Genomic DNA, 18600 nt, shown 5'->3' on the forward strand with positions numbered 1-18600 from the left:
CTATGGCAGCCGGATCGCGACGGTCTTGGTCTCGGTGTAGAGCTGGAGCGCCTGTTCGCCAAGTTCTCGCCCCCAGCCCGATTGCTTGAACCCGCCGAACGGCATGGTGACGTCGTTGAAGTTATGGCAGTTCACCCAGACCGTGCCGGATTTGATCTTCGCGGCCAGCCGATGCGCGGCGCCTAGATTGTTGGTCCAGATCGATGCGGCAAGGCCATACTCGGTGTCGTTGGCATCCTTGGCGAGTTTGTCCAGGTCGTCGTCGTCGAAGGGCATCGCGCAGGCCACCGGCCCGAATATCTCTTCGCGGATCACCGACATGTCAGGCCGCGTGCGGGAAATGACCGTCGGCTTGACGAAATAGCCGACGTCGCCCGCACGCGCGCCGCCAGTGACGATCTCGGCGCCATCGCTCCTGCCTTCCGAGATCAGCCGGGTGATGCGTTCCATCTGCTGCTGAGAGACGACGGGGCCAAGCTCCGTCGCAGGATCAAGCCCGGCGCCGAGCTTCAGCTTTTCGGCCCGCTCGGCGATCCCGGACATGACCTTGTCGTAGATCTTCTTGTGAACGAAGAAGCGCGTTCCCGCGCCGCAGCTCTGCCCGGCATTGAAGAATGCCGCGCTCGAGGCGCCGGCCACCGCCATGTCGATATCGGCATCGCCAAGCACGATGGTCGGTGCCTTGCCGCCAAGTTCCAGGCTGACCTTCTTGAGATTGCCGGTCGCGGCGCGGGCAATCAGCCTGCCGACCTCGGTCGAACCGGTGAATGCCACCTTGTCGATGTTGGGATGGGCAGACATCGCCGCACCGACGGTTTCGCCAAAACCGGTCAGGATGTTGACCACGCCTTCCGGAAAGCCGGCGTCCTGGACCAGCTTGCCGAAATAGAGCGCGCCGAGCGGCGTCTGCTCGGCCGGCTTGAGCACGATCGTACAGCCGGCCGCCAAGGCCGGCGCCACCTTCCAGGCCAGCATGCTGAGCGGGAAGTTCCACGGGATGATCTGACCGACGACGCCGACCGGCTCGCGGCGGGTATAGGCGTGCCAGTCGCCGGGCGCATTGATCGTCATCGTCTCGCCATTGATCTTCGTGGCCCACCCCGCATAGTAGCGGAACGTCTCGGCCGTGAACGGCACCTCGCCATTGCGGGAATCACCGATCGGCTTGCCGCTCTCATAGGAATTGAGCGTCGCCAGCATATCGACATTGGCATCGATCAGATCGGCGAGTTTCCAGATCAGCCTGGCGCGCTCGGCCGGCACCATTTTGGACCAGGGGCCGTCGATCGCCTTGCGCGCGGCCTGGACCGCCAGATCGACATCGGCGCTGTCGCCGGCCGGCACGGCCGCAATGATCCGGCCGTTCGAAGGATCGACCACATCCAACGTCTTTCCCGAGGCCGCCGGGAGCCACGCGTTGCCGACAAGCATCGCATGGCTGCCGCCGACGAACGCCGCCACCTTGGGATCGAGTGGCGGCACGGCATCGAAACGTATGGTCATGGCTTCCTCCCGAAGCATCTGGTCGATCAGCGCTGGACGAACGGCGCGGGAATGGAATTCCCTGCATCGATCCAGATGCTTTTTTCCTGAAGATATTCGTAGATGGCGGTCTGGCCGTTCTCGCGGCCGATACCCGACTGCTTGTAGCCGCCGAAAGGGGAGAGATAGCTGGTGGCGCGGTACATGTTGACCCAGACGCTGCCGGCCTCGAGCCGCTCGGGCAGGCGGATCGCCCGACCGAGGTCCTGCGTCCACATCCCGGCCGCAAGCCCGTAGATGGTGTCGTTGGCGATAGCCACCGCCTCGTCCTCGTCCTCGAAGGGAATGACTGACAGCACCGGTCCGAAGACCTCTTCCTGGGCGATGCGCATGGACTGCTTCACGTTGCCGAAGATCGTCGGCTCGACGAACCAGCCGTCGGCAATAGATGTGTCCTCGGGTATCTTGCCGCCGAGCAATTGCGCGGCGCCCTCGCCATTGGCGATGCCGATGTAATCGAGCACTTTCGCGCGCTGCGGCAAGGTGGTGATCGGACCCACCTGGGTCTCGGGATCGAGCGGATCGCCGATCCTCGCGGTCTTTGCGAAGGCGACCAGCTTCTCCGTCACCTGGTCATAGACCGAGCGCTGCACGAGTGCGCGCGATCCGGCGATGCAGGTCTGCCCGGTCGCGGCGAAGATGCCCGAAACGAGGCCGGGAATGGCCGCGTCCATCTTTGCGTCGGCAAAGACGATGTTGGCGGATTTGCCGCCGAGTTCGAGCGTAACCTTCTTGAGCCCGCCGGCGGCGGCCTGATAGACGCGGCGGCCGGTGGCGTCGCCGCCGGTGAAGGCCACTTTGGCGACATCGGGATGCGTGACGAGGCGGTCGCCGATCTCGTGCCCGAAGCCGGTGACGATGTTGACGACGCCCTTGGGAAAGCCCGCCTTCTCGAAAAGCTGGCCGAAGAACAATGCCGACACCGAGGAGAATTCCGACGGCTTCCAGACGATCGTGTTGCCTGCGGCGAGCGCGGGAGCAAGCTTCCATGTCGCCAGCATCAGCGGCGAGTTCCATGGGGTGATCGCTGCCACCACCCCGAGCGGCTCGCGGCGCGTGTAGTTGAACACGCCCGGCTTGTCGATCGGGATGACGCGCCCCTCGATCTTGTCGGCGAGGCCGCCAAAGAAGCGGAACCATTGCGGGATGTATCTGCACTGCATCCGCATTTCATTGATCAGCTTGCCGTTGTCGCGGGTTTCGAGAACGGCCAGGTTCTCGGCCTCCTCCGCCACGAGGTCGGCAAAGCGCGTCATGATCTGTCCACGCACCGTTGGGGTCATTGTCCGCCACTCGCCACGGAACGCGGCCGCGGCTGCCTGAACGGCCGCATCGACATCGGCTATCCCGGCGCGCGGGACGAGCGCCCAGGCCTTGCCGGTGAAGGGATCGAAGGATTCGAAATAATCCCCCGACCGCGCGGCGGCCGGGCGGCCGCTGATCAGCATGGAGAGCTTTTCCGTGGCGAGCGGCGGACGGGTTGTCATGCTCCGACTTCCTGCAAAGCTTCGCGCGCCACCCGGAAAGAATCCACGCCTGCGGGCACGCCGGCATAGATCACGACCTGTAGAAGGACTTCGCGGATTTCGTCCTTGGTCACACCGTTGGTCAGCGCACCCTTGACATGCATCTTCAGCTCGTGCGGACGATTGAGCGCGGCAAGCATGGCGAGGTTCAGCATGCTGCGGGTCTTCTTGTCGAGCGTGTCGCGGCCCCAGACGGCGCCCCAGCAATATTCCGTCACGAGTTCCTGCAGCGGACGATTGAAATCGTCGGCGCTGGCGAAGGACTTCTCGACGAATTCGGCGCCCAGAACCGATTTGCGGATTTCAAAACCCTTGTCGAATACATCTTTGCCCATTGGATTGTCCTTTCCGTTGATTGGGAGATCAAAGGCCGGGAGTCGGCCGATATTTGCGGCCGCGCGCAATGACGTGGCCGAGCGAGCCGTTGGTCAGGTAAATCTGCGTCGCCTTTGAATCGTAGGGGACGTTCTCCTGGCCGGGATAGCCGATCAGTTCGCGCACGCGCGGGGTCATGTAGTAGGTGGCGATTGCAATCGTTGTGATCGCCGAGAAGGCTTCGCCATCCTCCTTGTTAAGGCTTTCCAGGCAAGCCTCGGCGCCGCTGGCCGGATCGACCGTGATGCCGCGCGCAAAGCCCGGCTTCAGGTCCGTGCGAAAATCCAGTGACTTCTCGACGTCGGCGTAGCCGCAGACGTCGCTGAACTTCGGCATCTTGCCATGCGCGGGGATCAGGAAATCGGCGAGCGCGAAGAAGATGTTCTCGTTCGACATGTCAGGCCACCTTCTGGTTGCGGCGTTCGGCGATCATGCGGCGCGTGTTGCGCAGCGCGACCGCCATGATGGTCGCCGTCGGGTTGGTGGCGCCCGAGGTCGGGAAGGTCGACGCGTCCATAACGTAGAGGTTGGGCACGTCGTGGCAGGCGCCCCATTGGTCGACGACCGAGCGCTTCGGATCGTCACCCATCACGGTGGTTCCGATCAGATGCCAGCCCGATTCACGCACCGGTGTCGAAACCAGAGTCTCGATGGCGCCGGCGGCGCGCACCGATTCCAGGCAGCGATCGATATTGAACTTCAACAGCCGGTTGGAGTTCTCGTTGACCTTGTAGACGATCTGCGGCGCGGGCAGCCCGTCGGAGTCCGTCAGATCCTTGGACAGGATCACCTGGTTGTTCTCTTCGGGAAGATCCTCGCCGACAATGCCCCAGATCAGCGAGTGACCGAAGCGGCGCGCCACATTCTCGTGCAGGTTGGCGCCCCAGAAATCCTGGAACCGGCCGCTCTCGGCGACATAGACCTTGGATCCGGTTGCCCCGGATACGCCGACCGGTCCGCCCGAGGGCATGCAGTTCCATTTCGAACCGCGCACGAAGCCGCGGCTTTCGTCGGTCTCGTAGAACTCGAGCGAATAGACCTGCTGGCCAAAGGGGCCGCGCCAGGAATCGAGCGGATCCATGTAGGAGGCAAGCACGCTGGCGAAGGGATGCATCATCAGCCTTTTGCCGACCATGCCCGATGAGTTGGCAAGGCCGTCCGGATTCCTGGACCCTCCCGACATCAGCAGCAGCCGGGGCGTGCCGACGCCATTGGCGCACAAGATGACCACCTTGGCGCGCTGGCGCCGCTCCCGGCCGTTCGCGTCTATATAGACGACGCCGGTCGCCAGCCCTTGCTCGTTGGTCTCGACTTCCTTGACCCGAGCACGGGTGACCAGCCGCGCGCCGGCTTTCAATGCCAACGGCCAATGCGACCGGTCGGTCGTGGATTTCGCGCCCTCCGGACACCCGGTAAGACAGGTCCCGCGGCGCACGCACGGATTGAGTTCGCCGAACGTCTCCGACGGTATGGCATTGCTGCCGGGCCACCAGTGCCAGCCCATCTTTTCCATGCCCAGCGCACCGCGCAGACCGACGGAGCCGATGGGCAGCGCCGGGAAGGGATAGGCGCCGCGAGGCGGATAGGCCGGATCGCCGGCGAGACCGGAAACGCCCACCTCGCGCTCGATCTCAAGCTGGTAAGGCAGCAGGTCCTCATAGCTGAACGGCCAGTCCTCGGCCACGCCGTCCATCGACCGCACGCGGAAGTCCGACGGCAGGAAATGCATCCACTGCGCGCCATAAAGCGTCGCGCTGCCGCCGACGCCGGCGAACATCAGCGGGTTGATGTCCGTCGTCGACGTGTCGACGGGATAGTCGTTGGGATTGTCACGGACGTTGGGATTGGGATGCCAGAGCTTGGTGCTGACAAGCTCGTGCTCCGGACGCGCGCCGGTATAGTCGGCATAATCAGGCCATTCGCCCTGTTCGAGCACGACAACGGAAATGCCGGCACGCGCCAGATGAAGCGCGGCGACCGAGCCGGATGGGCCGGCCCCGACGATCACGACATCCACTTCCTCGTCGCGCCTTGCCCGTGCACCGCGATCCGCCAGAACTTCAACGGTCATTTTCTTCCTCCCTTGGGGTCCAACGGCAGCATCGGGTCAGGCGAGCCGCGTCCGGTAAAACGCCGCCGCGCCGATGATGATGACGCCCTTGATGATGAGCTGCATCTCGATCGGAAATCCGAGCAGCAGCACGAGATTGTTGATCACCACCAGAACAGCCACGCCAAGCAGCGCCGCGAAAATGTTGCCGCGCCCACCGGTAAGCGCCACGCCGCCCATCACGGCGGCAACGATGGAGTCCAGTTCGTAGCCTTGGCCGACCCAGTTCGAGACGGTACCGACATAGCCGAGCAGGAACAGGCCGCCTATTCCCGCGCAGACCGAGCAGATGACGTAGCAAAGGATGACCACGCGATCGGGCGCGACACCGTTGAGGAACGCGGCCTTCGGATTGCTTCCCACCATGAATATCTCACGGCCGAGGCGTGACCGGTGCAACACGATGCCGAACGCGATCGCCAGGAATGCCAGGGTGATCAGATTGACCGGCACGCCAAAAATCCGCCCCGAGGCCAGAAAGCCCATGCCCGGCGGCAAGGTGCTGATCGGCGCCCCGCCGGTATAGGCGAAACGAATGCCCTGCAGGATGATCATCATCGCCAGTGTCGCGAGAAAGGGGCTGACATTGCGCTTGGCGACGAGCCAGCCGTTCACCAGGCCCACCACGGCCGACAGGGCGATCGCGGCGATGAAGATCATCGGAATCGCTTCATTGGTGGTGGCTTTGAAAGCGGTCGCCAGCACCGCCACCGTCGCCATCAGCGAGGCCACTGACAGGTCCAATCCGCGCACCAGGATGACGAAGGTCTGACCGATCACAACCATGCCAAGCGGTGCCGCGATGGTCAGCACATTGACCAGGTTGGCCGGCCGCAGAAAGGTCGGTGAGGCGAGAGCCGCGACGATCATCAGCGCGACCAGGAAGACCACCAGCCCGTAGCGCTCGAAGACAGACGCCAGGGAAATGCCTTGCGATCGCGGCATCGGTGTATCGAGAGGCGCCATCATTATCTCCGCCTTGGTGTGTGGATGCCGACCGCGATGATGATGATAAGACCCTGGATGACCCACTGGTAGTAGGATGAGACATTGACGAAATTCAGCAGGCTGTTGAGCATGGTGACGAGCAGCACGCCAAGGAAAGTGCCAAGCACGCCGCCTCTCCCGCCGGCCAGGATGGTGCCTCCGACCACCACCGGCGTTACCGACTGCAGCGTCAGCGCGGCACCGATGCGCGGGTCGCCAACGCCAGTTCGCGCAGTCAGGAAAATCGCCGCTATGCCCGCGCACAGGCCCGACAGCGCGTAGGCAAGCACCACGATGCGATCGACCGGCAACCCGTTCAGCCGCGCCGCTTCCCGGTCGCCGCCGACGAAGTAGATGCTGCGGCCCGTGCGCGTGCGCTGCAGCCAAAGCCCGGCGAGCGCGAAGATCGCGACGAGCACGACGGCGCTGAGCGGAACGCCGCCGACCTTTGCATAGGCAATATCCGCGAAGGCACGCGGTACGGAGCCGCCGGGCTCCTTGCGGTACATCAACGTTCCGCCGAAGATGATCGAGGACATGCCGAGCGTGACGATCAACGGATGGACACGCAGCACAACCGTCAACAACCCGTTGAGCGCGCCCACAGCGGTCGCGGCGACCAATGCGAGCGGCAGTGCAAGCCACACCAGATCGGGGCGCCATTCGAGGAAGTTCGCCAGAAAGACGGTGAGCGCACCAACCAGCGAACCGACCGCCAGATCGATGCCGCCCATCAGCACGACAAACGTCTGGCCTAGGCTGACCATGCCCAGCACGATGAGCTGCTGGAACAGGTTGCCGATGTTGCGCCAGGTCAGGAATCGATCGGACAGGAAGCCGCCGGCGACCGCAAGCAGGACCAGCAGCACCGCCACGATCAGATAGGAAAGCATCAGCCGGTTGCGGCGAAGATCCATCGTGATGGCACTCATCCTACCGGCTCCGCACGCTGATCGATTTCCGCATTGCGGTGCCCGACAGATCGCACCGCGAGATCCATGATCGCCTCTTCGCCGAGCGCATCGCCGTTGATTTCGCCGACGACATAGCCTTGAGCCATCACGAAGACCCTGTCGGAAAGGCCGACGATTTCGGGCAGTTCCGAACTGATCATCAGTACGCCGACGCCAGAATCCGCCAGCCGGCGCACGATGCGATAGATCTCCACCTTGGCCCCGATATCCACCCCGCGCGTCGGCTCGTCGAGGATAAGCAGCCTGCTGGCGATGCGCGACCAGCGGCTGAACAACACCTTCTGCTGGTTCCCACCGGAGAGATTGCCGATCTTCACGTCAGGCGACGGCGTCGCGACCGAAAAGTCCTGGATCTGCCGCATGGCCACCGCACGTTCCCGCTTGCGGTCGATCAGGCCATGTTTCGTTATGCCGCCGAGGTCGGGCGCTACGATATTGGCGGAAATCGGCAGGCCGAGAAACAGGCCGTCGTCCTTTCGGCTCTCGGTCAGAAAACCGAGTCCATGGCGTATCGAGCCCTTCGGAAGCTTCGCCGCAAATGGCTTGCCATCGAATTCGATCACACCATTCTCCACGGTGCGCGTGCCGAAGATCGCCTCGGCGACCTCAGTGCGCCCTGAACCGACCATGCCGGCCACGCCGACGATTTCGCCAACCTTGACGTTGAGGCTGACGTCACGGACACGCGGACCAGCCTTGAGATTGCGAACGGTGAGCACATCCGGGCCGCTCGCCCGTGCGGTACGCCGAGGCGGATAGATCTGGCTGAGCCGGCGACCGACCATCCGGGTGATCATTTCCTCGCGCGTGAGCGCGCTTACCGGGCTCGTGCCGACGAGCTGGCCGTCCTTGAGGATCGTGACCGTGTCGGCGATCTCGAAGATTTCCTCCAGCCTATGGGAGACGTAGACGATGCCGACGCCTTCGTTGCGCAGCCTGCGCATGTTCTCGAACAAAAGATCGACCTCGCGTCCGGCGATGACCGCCGTCGGCTCGTCCAGGATGAGCAGCCGCACCTTGCCGACCAGGGCTTTCGCGATCTCGACCATTTGCTGGTCGGCAAGCGGCAATTCGTCGATCCTGGCGTGGGTTGGGATGTCGACGCCGAGCTGTGAGAGGATTTCAGCGGCGCGGACGTGGCGGGCGCGGTTCGAAATGAGACCCAGCATGCCGCGAGGCTGCGTATCGACCAGGATGTTCTCGGCAACAGAAAGCTCCGGAAAAAGAGCAAGCTCTTGATGGATCACGTGGATGCCGGCAGCGCGTGCTTCCTTCGGCGACTGCCAGGAAACCGGCTTGCCGAGATAGGTCATGGTCCCGGAATTCGGTTTGGTCACGCCGCCCATGACGCGGATCAGCGTCGACTTGCCCGCGCCATTTTCGCCGAGAAGGGCATGAATCTCGCCGGGTTGCACGGCGAAATCAACCTTGTCCAGGGGTTTGACTCCAGGATAGTCCTTCTCGATCTGACTGAGTTCAATAACAGACGCTGACATATCCGGTGCTCGAACTGTTCAATGCACGTCCGGTGCGCGCCCAGGAGGGCGCACACCGGGTCGCTTGGGAGGCTTACTTCGGATAGTCGGGATTGAATGTGCTCGGATTGTAGCCGGCAGGCAGCCCGTTGCTTGGCGACAGATCACCCGGGTCGCTCATGCTGACATGGTCGAGCAGATGCCTGTCGCCCTTGACAGAGACCGTATCCGCGCCGGGCGACGTGACGACCTGGAAGCTCACCTCGACCTTGTCCGGGACCGAGACGCCCTTGAGCACGTCGAGCGCGGTCTCGATGCCGGTGATGCCCATCGACGTCGGATAGTCGATGCCGACCATCTTGATGTTGTGCTGGTTGGCCAGCTGATACATCCGGGCAACGTCGCCACCGGTCATCGGCGGGAATTCGCCGTCCTTGTAGCCGGCGTCAAGAAACGCTTCGATCGCGCCATAGCCCTGTAGGGCGCTGTCGGCCAAGACACCGTCGATGGCCTTGCCGTGCTTCTGGATCAGCGCGGCCATCACCGATTTGCCGGTTGCCGGATTCCAGTCGCAATACTGCTTCTCCAGCACCTTGATGCCGGGGAATTTCGAGAACACTTCCTCGTTCGCCTTGATGCGGATTTCCGCGACGCTCGATCCGGCGATGCCTGGCAGCATCACGATGTTGCCCTTGCCGCCCAGCGTCTCGCACAACCACTGCGCCTCGAGACGGCCCAACGCCCAGTCGGATGCCGTGACGTAGGTGATGTAGTTGGCCGGCGTCTTCACCTTGCGATCGACCATGACGACGGGAATGCCCTGTTCGGTTGCGCGGCCGACGACGGAATCGAGCGCGTCCTCGGTCGAGGCCGCAATGAGCAGGATATCGACGCCCTGGCTGATCAGATCCTGGATATCCGCGATCTGCTTGGAAGGATCGTCATTGGCGTCGGTGACGAGAAGATGGGCGATCTCGTCGCGATGCTGGCCGGCGGACCACAGAACGCCATGCTGAAAGGCGACGCGCCAGGCATTGGAAATCGAAGCATTGGAGAACCCGATCGTGTACGGACCCGCCTTCTTCCATTTCGAGGTGTCGACCATGGTATTGGCATTGGGGTTCCACATCCAGGTGCGCGGCGCGCCGTAGTAGCCAGGCTTCTTTTCCGCCGTCTCCGAAGCGACGGCCGCGCTGGTCTGGGCGAGTTGGATGGCCGGCGCGGCGGCCATGGCTGCCGCCACGGCCGGCATGCCCCGGATAAAGCCCTTGCGGGAAATCTTGTGGTCTAGGATGCTCTTTATTGACATTGGTTCCTCCTCCTTAACGCTCGACAGAGCGTTTAAAATTCTCCTCAGGAATTCTCGCACACGAGAAAGTATAAACAAAGAATAGATGTTTATATCTCGGGCAAATCGCACGAGCATTCTCCTGACAACCTCCAACTCAGGAAAATTCGATTGGACGCGATTTGACGCAAATTAGCAGTCGATTACCCACGATCGTCAATCTGCCGTCTTGTAATAGCTGCTATTACCTTTTTGGCCATTGGGAGGAGCGAGGAATACGACTTATCTAGCAGTCGGTGCTGGGCGCTCGAGGTGCGTTCCGTCGGAGGAGAGGCCGTGAATATTCTTGTCGTCTTGCGCATGATCCCGGATTCCGCGGGCGAGCTGCAACTCGCCGAGGACGGCCGCAGCATCGATCGGGAATGGCTGGATTTCCAGCTCAACGATTTTGACGATCATGCTCTCGAGGAAGCAATCCTGCTCAAGGAGGCCTGCGGTGCCAAGGTGACGGCGGTGGCCGTTGGCGAAGGCGCCAACCGGGTCCTGCAGATGGCCGCAGCGCGCGGCGCCGAGGAAGTCGTGGCACTTCAATCAGAGGAGGACGCCATGATCTCCTCACGAGAGATCGCGGCTTCCATCGCGGCGATGGCGAGGGCAAAGTCGGCAGACTTGGTTCTGTGCGGCGTCCAATCGACCGAGGATGTCTTTGGCCAGCTCGCGCCCTATGTCGGCGCGCTGCTCGACTGGCCGCATGTGTCGGGAACCAACCGTATCGTTGCGAACGGCGCCGTGCTTCGGGTCACGCAAGAGCGCGGCGCGGGTGTCGCCGTCACCTATGAGTTGGCCACGCCGGCGGTGCTCGGCGTTCAGACCGCGTCGAAGGCGCCCCGTTATGTCTCGGGCAGCAAGCTTCGCGAGGCGTCCAAGACGCCCATCGGCCGCGCCACGCCCGAATTGTCGGGTTTCGAGCGTTCCGCCGAGATCATCACATTGCGCCTGCCAGTCCAGGGCGGCTCCGGCGAGAACCTCGGCGGCAATGCCGAGACAGTCGCGGATCGCTTGATCACCATCCTGGCAGCCAAAGGCCTGGCGAGGAACTAAGCCATGAAGTTGATTGCCTGTACCGAAGGCCATTCCGGCAAGATCGAAGCCTTCTCACTTGAAATGATCGCCGCGGCGCGGTCGCTGGCCCAGGCCGACGACGAGGTCGTTGCCTTTTTCGCCGGCCGTGACGCGGAAGGCGCATCCGCTTGCCTTGGTGCCGCCGATCGCCTGATAGTGGCCCGCTCCACAAGATCGGATGTCATTCCCGCCGAGGCCTACGCGCTGCTTCTGCGCGACGTCGTCACCGCCGAAGACCCCGGCCTGGTCCTGGTCCCCTATTCGGCAAACGGACTGGACGTGGCAGCGGACATCGCGGCGCGAACCGGCTGGCCGCTTATCTCCTATGTCAATGAGATCAAGCGGCATGGCGAAAGCCTGACGATCGTCGCGCAGATGTATGGTGGCAAGATACTCGCCGAATGCGAAGTGCGGCTGCCCGCGGTTCTGATGATCAACCCAGGGGCCTTCGCAGCAGCAGCGCCGGATTCGATAGCGGCCGTGAACGTGCAAACGATCGATGCCGAACCCGTACTCATCAGCGGCAAGGTGAAGATGGTGGCCATCGACATGCCGGATTATGCCGACGTCGATCTGACGGCAGCCGACAGGATCGTGTGCGTGGGCCGCGGCATCGGCGACGAGGCGAGCATCGACCTTGCTCGCAATCTGGCGACAATGCTGGGGGCGGAGATCGCCGGCAGCCGTCCTGTGGTCGACAATGGCTGGTTGCCGAAGCTGCGCCAGGTCGGCAAATCCGGCCAGAAGGTGAAGCCGAAGCTTTACCTGGCGCTCGGCGTGTCCGGCGCGCCCGAACATCTCGAGGGCATGTCGCAAGCCGACCTCATCATTGCCGTCAACACCGATCCGAAGGCCCCCATCTTCAATGTCGCGCATTACGGCGCGACCTGTGACCTGTTCGATCTCGTCGCCAATCTGAGCGACAGGCTGCGGGCCGGCTCTGGCCGTTGAGATGGCATCGACCCTGCCACTCTGGATCCTGGTCGTCACAGCACTCGCCTTGACGGCCTGGCGCTCTCGCCGTTACGCGGCTGCTCTCGCCAATGCACCCGCAGCGGCCCGCTTCGACCGCCCGATGCTGCGTCTCCAGGGCGTGATGGTCGCCATCGGCATGCACCGGAAAATGCTCCGCAAGCCGCTTTCCGGCGTGCTCCACGCAATCATCTTCATTTCATTCTTCGTGCTGTTCACCGCCACGATCGATGCCTTCGGCTCGCGGCTGTTTCCCGGGTTCTCGCTTGCGCCCATCGGAGGCGAAACCTGGATTGCCGCTCTGCAGGATATCTTTTCGGTGCTGATGCTGGCCGGCGTCGCACTCGCGCTCTATCAGCGCTATGTGCTGAGGCCTGCCCGCTTCGATGGCTCGAGCGGCAGCGATGCGGCAATCATCTATGTGTTGATCGTTCTGATCGTGGCGTCTCTGCTGCTCGAGGCGGCGGCGCGCATAGCCGGCGGCGCCGACGGCTCGTGGCGGCCCGTCGCGTCGGCGCTGGCAGGACTGCTCGAGCGTGCCGGCATACCGGGACATGCGGGCGAAGAGCTGTTCTACTGGGTTCACGTCGGCGCCATCTTGGCGTTCCTCGTCTATATCCCCGGTTCGAAACACCGGCACATGTTCCTTGCCGCGCCCAATATCTACTTCCGCAGCCTCGAGCCCCGCGGCCTGGCGCCCGCGGTCCCGGAAGCGCGCGAGGCTCCAGGCATCGACAGTCTGGGACAGCTCGACTGGAAACAGCAGCTCGACCTTCTGTCCTGCACCGAATGCGGCCGTTGCCAGGCGGTCTGCCCAGCCTATGCCGCCGGTCTGCCGCTCAGCCCGAAGTTGCTGATCACCGACATGCGCGATGCGCTTGCCGCGGGACCATCGGCGGCCCCGCTCGTCGGCGGCGTGATTTCCGAGGAGACGCTGTGGGCCTGCACCACCTGTCGTGCCTGCATGGAAGCATGCCCGGTCGAGATCGAGCATCTGCCCAAGATCATCGACATGCGCCGTCATCTGGTCGACGAAGGCCGTGTCAGCCCCGGTCTGCAGGAGGCGCTGTCGAACCTGACCCGTCTCGGCAACTCCATGGGCAAGCCTTCCAAGATGCGGGCTCGCTGGACCAGGGAACTAGGCTTTCCGGTCAAGGACGCACGCGAGGAACCCGTCGACGTTCTGTGGTTCGTCGGAGACTACGCGTCCTACGATCCGCGTGTTCAGGAAATCACCCGCAAGGTTGCCGAACTTCTGACTGCAGCCGGTGTCGACTTCGGCATTCTCTTCGATGCCGAGCGCAACAGCGGCAACGATGTGCGGCGTGCCGGCGAAGAAGGTCTGTTCGAGACGCTCGCTCAGTCCAACATCGATGAGATCAAGGCGTGCAGCTTCAAGCGTATCATGACCACCGATCCGCATAGCCTGAATGCGCTGAAGAACGACTATCAGCATTTCGGCGCGGCGTTCGAGGTGCTGCATTATACGGCGCTGCTGGCGGAGCTCATCACGGCGGGAAAACTCGACCTGCATGTCGCCGACGGCGCCAGGGTCACCTATCACGATCCCTGCTATCTTGGACGCTACAATGGCGGCTTCGATGCGCCGCGCGAACTCATCCGGGCCGCCGGCTATACGCTTCATGACATGCCGCGCTGCCGGGAGAATTCCTTTTGTTGCGGCGCCGGCGGCGGCCGCATCTGGCAAGGTGACGACGGCGTGACCGAGCGGCCGAGCGAGAACCGCATCCGTGAGGCACTGAGCCTGGGCGACGTCGCTTATTTCGTCGTCGCCTGTCCCAAGGACAAGGTGATGTACACAGCCGCGATCGATGCACTCGGCGTGGCCGACAGATTGAAGGTCGTGGACATAGCGGAACTTCTCGTGCCGCGTACAAGCCAGGCGCTCGAAATGCCCACGGTGGAAACGACCTGACGGAATGCGATCCAGGAAATCGAGACCAAGCACCATGGGCGATAGGCCCCGAAGGAGGAGAGAGCGATCATGTCGACCCTGAAAATCGGCTTTGTTGGCATTGGAAAAATGGGCACGCCGATGGCGACCCGTCTCATCAAGGCCGGCTATGAGGTGATAGTCCACGATATCGACGCCAACGCCGTGCTGGAACTGACCAATTCGGGCGCAAGGGCCGCAGGCAGCGCAGGCGAGGTTGCCGATGCCGCGGAGATCGTCTTTGCCAGCTTGCCCAGCCCGCAGATCCTGGAAAAGATCGTGCTCGGCGATGGCGGCATCGCCGACGGCAAGGCGGTCCGCATCTTCGTCGACATTTCCACCACCGGCCCGCGAACGGCCGCCAGGGTTGCCGAAGGCCTTGCAGCCAAGAACATCGCCATGATCGATGCGCCGGTCAGCGGCGGATTGAAGGGAGCACGCAACGGCACCCTCGCCGTCATGGTCTCGGGTCCCAAGGCCGCCTTCGAGACGGCGAGGCCGGTCATCGAGAATTTCGGCCGAATATTCTTCATGGGCGAGGTTCAGGGCGCCGCCCAGACCATGAAGCTAGCCAACAACCTGCTTGCGGCGGCGGCCCTTGCGGTCTCCTCCGAGGCGGTGGTGATGGGCGTGAAGGCGGGCCTCGATCCGAAGGTCATGATCGACGTCATCAACGCGTCGAGCGGCCGCAACAGTGCCACCGAGGACAAGTTCCCGAAATCCGTGCTGCCGCGGACCTTCGATTTCGGTTTCGCCACGGGCCTGTCCTTCAAGGATGTGCGGCTGTGCGTGGATGAGGCGGAGGCCATGGGCGTGCCAATGGTGGTGGGCAGTGCCGTGCGCCAGTTGCTGAGCGTGACGAACCAGCTCTACGGGCCGGATTCCGATTTTACCTGTATGGTCAAGACGGTTGAGACATGGGCGCATGTGGAGGTCGGCTCGGCCCAGACCCCAGATGTCGCCAAAGCGAGCTGATCATGGGTAGCTCCGAACGCTATGAGATCCATGCCGTTCGCTACGGCCATTTCGAACGCCGCTCGGGCGAGAATTTCCTGGGCGGGGACACACATGATGTTCCCATGCCGCTCGACTACTTCGTCTGGGCGATCGTCGGCGAGAAGCGCACTTTCATCGTCGACACCGGTTTCGACAAACCGACCGGTGACAAACGCGGACGCAGTGTCGTGAGGCCCGTCGATGACGGCCTGGCGGCAATCGGCATCAACCACGCCGATGTCAGCGACGTCATCGTCTCACACATGCATTACGACCATTGCGGGAACCATCATCTGTTTCCGAACGCGACCTTTCACCTGCAGGATGCGGAGATGGAATTCGCGACCGGCCGTTGCATGTGCCACCATGCAATGCGGCACCCGTTCGAGGCCGAAGACGTCACCACCATGGTGCGGCGCGTCTTTGCGGGAAAGGTTTGCTTCCACGACGCGGAGTCGAAGATCGCGCCCGGCATCACGCTCCACAAGGTTGGCGGCCACTCGCGCGGATTGCAGGTGGTGCGGGTGGAAACCGACAACGGCGCGGTCGTGATCGCGTCCGACGCAGCCCATTTCTACGCCAATATGGAGCGCGAAAAGCCCTTTCCGGTCTTCGACCGACTGAGCGACGTGATCTTCGGAGTGGAACGGATGAAGCAGCTTGCCAGTTCACCCGCTCACATCGTACCGGGGCACGATCCGCTGGTGCTCAAACGCTTCGCGCGCAGCCGCCAGGACGTCGAGGACATTGTAAGCCTTGCCCACCCGTTGGACTGATCACGTCGATGACGGGACGGCTGGGATCCAGCGACACGTTCGGGCAACGGGCGGGTCACGGCCTTCGCCAGGAGCGCACCGGGCATTCGGACACGCGCGGCCTCGCCCGGATCAAGGCGACGACCGGCTTCATTGCCGAAGACCACATGGCCGACCTCGGAAGGCTCGATGCCGGCGCGCTTGATCGCTTCGGCGGCTACCCTGGCGCCAAGCGCGGCCGGCTCCTCGCCGCTAAGCGTTTCCACCTAAAGTACCGATGCCGGTACGTACACCCGAAAGGATGTAGGTCGTCTGGATGGTCATATGCCGTCACCGTTCCTTCTGGCATCCTGAGGAAGCGCGGTCTCCATTGCCGGATCCTACTCTTTCCGCCGAGCGAAAAACTCCGCGATGCGCGCCTTGATAGCCGGGGAACGGCCGCCTCGCCTTGCAGATCCTGCTCAAATTGAAGCTGTTCGCTCGCACCGAAATCAGCCACGCCCGCCATCAGTCGCTTGGCAGCCGCGACCGCCTGCGCGTCGAGAGCCGCGAGCCGCGCGCAAATCGCCAGAGCGGCGGCATGCATACCGTCGTCCTCTGCGATCTCCCAGACAGGGCCGAGCGTTCCGCTGTGATCCGGTCGCCCAACAACATCATGCCGGACGCGCGTACGCGGCCAAGGGTGCGTGAAAGAAAAAGCGGGTTGCCGGCATCGGCCACGAGCGCGATGCCGACGAAAGGCTCATAGAAACAGGCCGAGCGGGCGGCGATGACGATGTCGGCGGCGAGCGCGATACCCACGGCAGCGCCGGCGCGGGGCCGTTCACGGCTGCCACGATGGGCAAACGCGATGCCCGCATGGTCTCGATGAGAGGATTGAAGTGGCGCTCCGCCGTTTGTATCCCGTCATTCCCACTCGATCGTACCAGGCGGCTTCGACGTCACGTCGTAGACGACGCGGTTGATGCCTCGGACCTCGTTGATGATGCGCGTGGCGGCGGCGCCCAGGAAGGCCATGTCATAGTGATAGAAGTCCGCCGTCATGCCGTCGACCGAGGTGACGGCGCGCAGCGCGCAGACGAATTCGTAGGTGCGGCCGTCGCCCATCACGCCGACGGTCTGCACCGGCAAGAGCACGGCAAAGGCCTGCCAGATGGCGTCGTAGAGGCCAGCCTTGCGGATCTCGTCGAGATAGATGGCGTCGGCTTCGCGCAGGATCTCCAACTTTTCGCGCGTGATGCCGCCCGGGCAGCGGATGGCCAGGCCAGGACCTGGGAACGGATGGCGGCCGATGAAGCTCTCGGGCAGGCCGAGTTCCTTGCCGAGCGCCCTCACCTCGTCCTTGAACAGTTCGCGCAGCGGCTCGACCAGCTTCATGTTCATGCGCTCGGGCAGGCCGCCGACATTGTGGTGCGACTTGATGGTCACCGACGGACCGCCGGTGAAGGAGACGCTTTCGATGACGTCGGGATAGAGCGTGCCTTGCGCCAGGAAGTCGGCGCCGCCGAGTTTCTTGGCCTCTTCCTCGAACACTTCGATGAACAGCCGGCCGATGGTCTTGCGCTTCTTCTCGGGGTCGACCTCGCCTTCCAGCGCCGAGATGAATTTTTCCGAGGCATCGACCAGGATCAGCGGCAGATTGTAGTGTTGGCGGAACATCGCCACCACGCCCGCCGCCTCGTCCTTGCGCATCAGGCCATGGTCGACGAGAATGCAGGTGAGCTGGTCGCCGACCGCCTCGTGGATCAGCAGCGCCGCGACCGAGGAGTCCACGCCGCCTGACAGCGCGCAGATGACCTTGCCCTTGCCAACCTGCTTGCGGATCGCCTCGACCGCGTGTTCACGGTAGGCGCGCATCGTCCAGTCGCCCTCGATGCCGGCGATGTTGTGGACGAAGTTCCTGAGCAGCCTCGCGCCATCGGGCGTATGCACCACCTCGGGATGGAACATGATGCCGTACATGCGGCGCTCGACATTGCCGAAGATGGCGAAGGGCGAACTTTCCGACTTGCCGAAGACCTGAAACCCCGGCGGCAGGGCGATGACGCGGTCGCCATGGCTCATCCAGACCTGATGCCGCTGGCCCGTCGCCCACAGACCCTCGAACAGCGGGCTGTCCTTCTCGATCTCGACGAAGGCGCGGCCGAATTCGCGATGGTTGGAGCTTTCGGCGACACCGCCCATCTGCACGCACATCGCCATCTGGCCGTAACAGATGCCAAGCACCGGCACGCCGGCATCGAAGACGATCTGCGGCGCTCGCGGGCTGCCGATATCAGATGTCGAGGCCGGACCGCCGGACAGGATCACGGCCTTGGGATTGATGCGCTTGAACGCGGCTTCGGCCGACTGGAACGGCACGATCTCGGAAAACACGCCGGCCTCGCGGATGCGGCGGGCGATGAGCTGCGTAAACTGGCTGCCGAAATCGACAATCAGGACGGTGTCGGGGTGATTGGCTGTTGTCATGGCGAGCGTTTAGAGAAAGAAATGAGTCTGCGCAATGGGTTGCGTAGCCTGACTT

General features: G+C 63.2%; 16 protein-coding genes. 5 read left to right on the forward strand and 11 right to left on the reverse strand.

The window, feature by feature from the left end; translation table 11 throughout:
* The 9 genes from AC07SZ_RS25490 to AC07SZ_RS25530 all read right to left on the reverse strand — a co-directional run bounded on the left by AC07SZ_RS25490 (position 1) and on the right by AC07SZ_RS25530 (position 10298).
* Positions 1 to 1503, reverse strand: a complete 1503-nt coding sequence (locus AC07SZ_RS25490) for an aldehyde dehydrogenase family protein (RefSeq protein WP_494916374.1) — start codon at positions 1501 to 1503, stop codon at positions 1 to 3.
* 26 nt (positions 1504 to 1529) lie between these two features.
* Complete coding sequence (locus tag AC07SZ_RS25495; RefSeq protein WP_494916375.1) at positions 1530 to 3029, reverse strand: aldehyde dehydrogenase; 1500 nt, start codon at positions 3027 to 3029, stop codon at positions 1530 to 1532.
* Positions 3026 to 3403 carry a carboxymuconolactone decarboxylase family protein gene (locus AC07SZ_RS25500; protein WP_056565175.1) on the reverse strand — a complete coding sequence of 126 codons (378 nt, stop codon included), beginning with the start codon at positions 3401 to 3403 and terminating at the stop codon, positions 3026 to 3028. Before AC07SZ_RS25500 ends, AC07SZ_RS25495 begins: the two co-directional genes overlap by 4 nt.
* Positions 3404 to 3431: 28 nt before the next feature.
* Positions 3432 to 3839, reverse strand: coding sequence for a hypothetical protein (locus tag AC07SZ_RS25505; protein WP_494916376.1), 408 nt, complete (start codon positions 3837 to 3839; stop codon positions 3432 to 3434).
* Between the two features lies 1 nt (position 3840).
* Positions 3841 to 5514: a GMC family oxidoreductase gene (locus AC07SZ_RS25510; RefSeq protein ID WP_494916377.1), complete on the reverse strand. Its 1674-nt coding sequence runs from the start codon at positions 5512 to 5514 to the stop codon at positions 3841 to 3843.
* 36 nt (positions 5515 to 5550) lie between these two features.
* A complete protein-coding gene (locus AC07SZ_RS25515; protein WP_056565801.1) occupies positions 5551 to 6519 on the reverse strand; it encodes an ABC transporter permease in 969 nt (322 codons plus the stop codon).
* A 2-nt stretch (positions 6520 to 6521) separates the two neighbouring features.
* The gene (locus AC07SZ_RS25520) at positions 6522 to 7472 is read right to left on the reverse strand and encodes an ABC transporter permease (RefSeq protein WP_081294650.1); all 951 of its coding nucleotides are present in this window, start codon (positions 7470 to 7472) and stop codon (positions 6522 to 6524) included.
* Positions 7469 to 9010, reverse strand: a complete 1542-nt coding sequence (locus AC07SZ_RS25525; RefSeq protein WP_494916378.1) for a sugar ABC transporter ATP-binding protein — start codon at positions 9008 to 9010, stop codon at positions 7469 to 7471. Before AC07SZ_RS25525 ends, AC07SZ_RS25520 begins: the two co-directional genes overlap by 4 nt.
* Before the next feature lie 73 nt (positions 9011 to 9083).
* The gene (locus AC07SZ_RS25530) at positions 9084 to 10298 is read right to left on the reverse strand and encodes a substrate-binding domain-containing protein (protein WP_494916379.1); all 1215 of its coding nucleotides are present in this window, start codon (positions 10296 to 10298) and stop codon (positions 9084 to 9086) included.
* Positions 10299 to 10613: 315 nt separating this feature from the next.
* Here AC07SZ_RS25530 and AC07SZ_RS25535 point away from each other — a divergent pair, with 315 nt between their 5' ends.
* From AC07SZ_RS25535 to AC07SZ_RS25555, 5 genes are all read left to right on the forward strand, one after another.
* Positions 10614 to 11378: an electron transfer flavoprotein subunit beta/FixA family protein gene (locus AC07SZ_RS25535; RefSeq protein ID WP_056565190.1), complete on the forward strand. Its 765-nt coding sequence runs from the start codon at positions 10614 to 10616 to the stop codon at positions 11376 to 11378.
* Between the two features lie 3 nt (positions 11379 to 11381).
* The gene (locus AC07SZ_RS25540; protein WP_494916380.1) at positions 11382 to 12350 is read left to right on the forward strand and encodes an electron transfer flavoprotein subunit alpha/FixB family protein; all 969 of its coding nucleotides are present in this window, start codon (positions 11382 to 11384) and stop codon (positions 12348 to 12350) included.
* A 1-nt stretch (position 12351) separates the two neighbouring features.
* A complete protein-coding gene (locus AC07SZ_RS25545) occupies positions 12352 to 14307 on the forward strand; it encodes a (Fe-S)-binding protein (RefSeq protein WP_494916381.1) in 1956 nt (651 codons plus the stop codon).
* A gap of 69 nt (positions 14308 to 14376) precedes the next feature.
* Entirely contained in the window at positions 14377 to 15300 is a 924-nt protein-coding gene (locus AC07SZ_RS25550; protein WP_056565200.1) for an NAD(P)-dependent oxidoreductase, read from the forward strand.
* A 2-nt stretch (positions 15301 to 15302) separates the two neighbouring features.
* Entirely contained in the window at positions 15303 to 16097 is a 795-nt protein-coding gene (locus AC07SZ_RS25555) for an N-acyl homoserine lactonase family protein (protein ID WP_494916382.1), read from the forward strand.
* A gap of 486 nt (positions 16098 to 16583) precedes the next feature.
* On the opposite strand, the gene AC07SZ_RS25560 is transcribed toward AC07SZ_RS25555, so the two are convergent.
* Positions 16584 to 16877 carry an enoyl-CoA hydratase-related protein gene (locus AC07SZ_RS25560; protein WP_494916383.1) on the reverse strand — a complete coding sequence of 98 codons (294 nt, stop codon included), beginning with the start codon at positions 16875 to 16877 and terminating at the stop codon, positions 16584 to 16586.
* 105 nt (positions 16878 to 16982) lie between these two features.
* The gene (gene guaA / locus AC07SZ_RS25565) at positions 16983 to 18545 is read right to left on the reverse strand and encodes a glutamine-hydrolyzing GMP synthase (protein WP_056565210.1); all 1563 of its coding nucleotides are present in this window, start codon (positions 18543 to 18545) and stop codon (positions 16983 to 16985) included.
* Between the last annotated feature and the right edge of the window lie 55 nt (positions 18546 to 18600).

This window comes from Mesorhizobium sp. GW821-FHT07A06, assembly GCF_059419085.1.

Excerpts from the sequence above, each read along its gene's own strand:
- AC07SZ_RS25515 (WP_056565801.1), bottom strand. The coding sequence starts at position 6,519 with ATGGCGCCTCTCGATACACCGATGCCGCGATCGCAAGGCATTTCCCTG.
- AC07SZ_RS25555 (WP_494916382.1), top strand. The coding sequence starts at position 15,303 with ATGGGTAGCTCCGAACGCTATGAGATCCATGCCGTTCGCTACGGCCAT.
- AC07SZ_RS25540 (WP_494916380.1), top strand. The coding sequence starts at position 11,382 with ATGAAGTTGATTGCCTGTACCGAAGGCCATTCCGGCAAGATCGAAGCC.
- AC07SZ_RS25545 (WP_494916381.1), top strand. The coding sequence starts at position 12,352 with ATGGCATCGACCCTGCCACTCTGGATCCTGGTCGTCACAGCACTCGCC.
- AC07SZ_RS25490 (WP_494916374.1), bottom strand. The coding sequence starts at position 1,503 with ATGACCATACGTTTCGATGCCGTGCCGCCACTCGATCCCAAGGTGGCG.
- AC07SZ_RS25495 (WP_494916375.1), bottom strand. The coding sequence starts at position 3,029 with ATGACAACCCGTCCGCCGCTCGCCACGGAAAAGCTCTCCATGCTGATC.
- AC07SZ_RS25505 (WP_494916376.1), bottom strand. The coding sequence starts at position 3,839 with ATGTCGAACGAGAACATCTTCTTCGCGCTCGCCGATTTCCTGATCCCC.
- AC07SZ_RS25550 (WP_056565200.1), top strand. The coding sequence starts at position 14,377 with ATGTCGACCCTGAAAATCGGCTTTGTTGGCATTGGAAAAATGGGCACG.
- AC07SZ_RS25510 (WP_494916377.1), bottom strand. The coding sequence starts at position 5,514 with ATGACCGTTGAAGTTCTGGCGGATCGCGGTGCACGGGCAAGGCGCGAC.
- AC07SZ_RS25530 (WP_494916379.1), bottom strand. The coding sequence starts at position 10,298 with ATGTCAATAAAGAGCATCCTAGACCACAAGATTTCCCGCAAGGGCTTT.
- AC07SZ_RS25525 (WP_494916378.1), bottom strand. The coding sequence starts at position 9,010 with ATGTCAGCGTCTGTTATTGAACTCAGTCAGATCGAGAAGGACTATCCT.
- guaA (WP_056565210.1), bottom strand. The coding sequence starts at position 18,545 with ATGACAACAGCCAATCACCCCGACACCGTCCTGATTGTCGATTTCGGC.
- AC07SZ_RS25520 (WP_081294650.1), bottom strand. The coding sequence starts at position 7,472 with ATGAGTGCCATCACGATGGATCTTCGCCGCAACCGGCTGATGCTTTCC.
- AC07SZ_RS25500 (WP_056565175.1), bottom strand. The coding sequence starts at position 3,403 with ATGGGCAAAGATGTATTCGACAAGGGTTTTGAAATCCGCAAATCGGTT.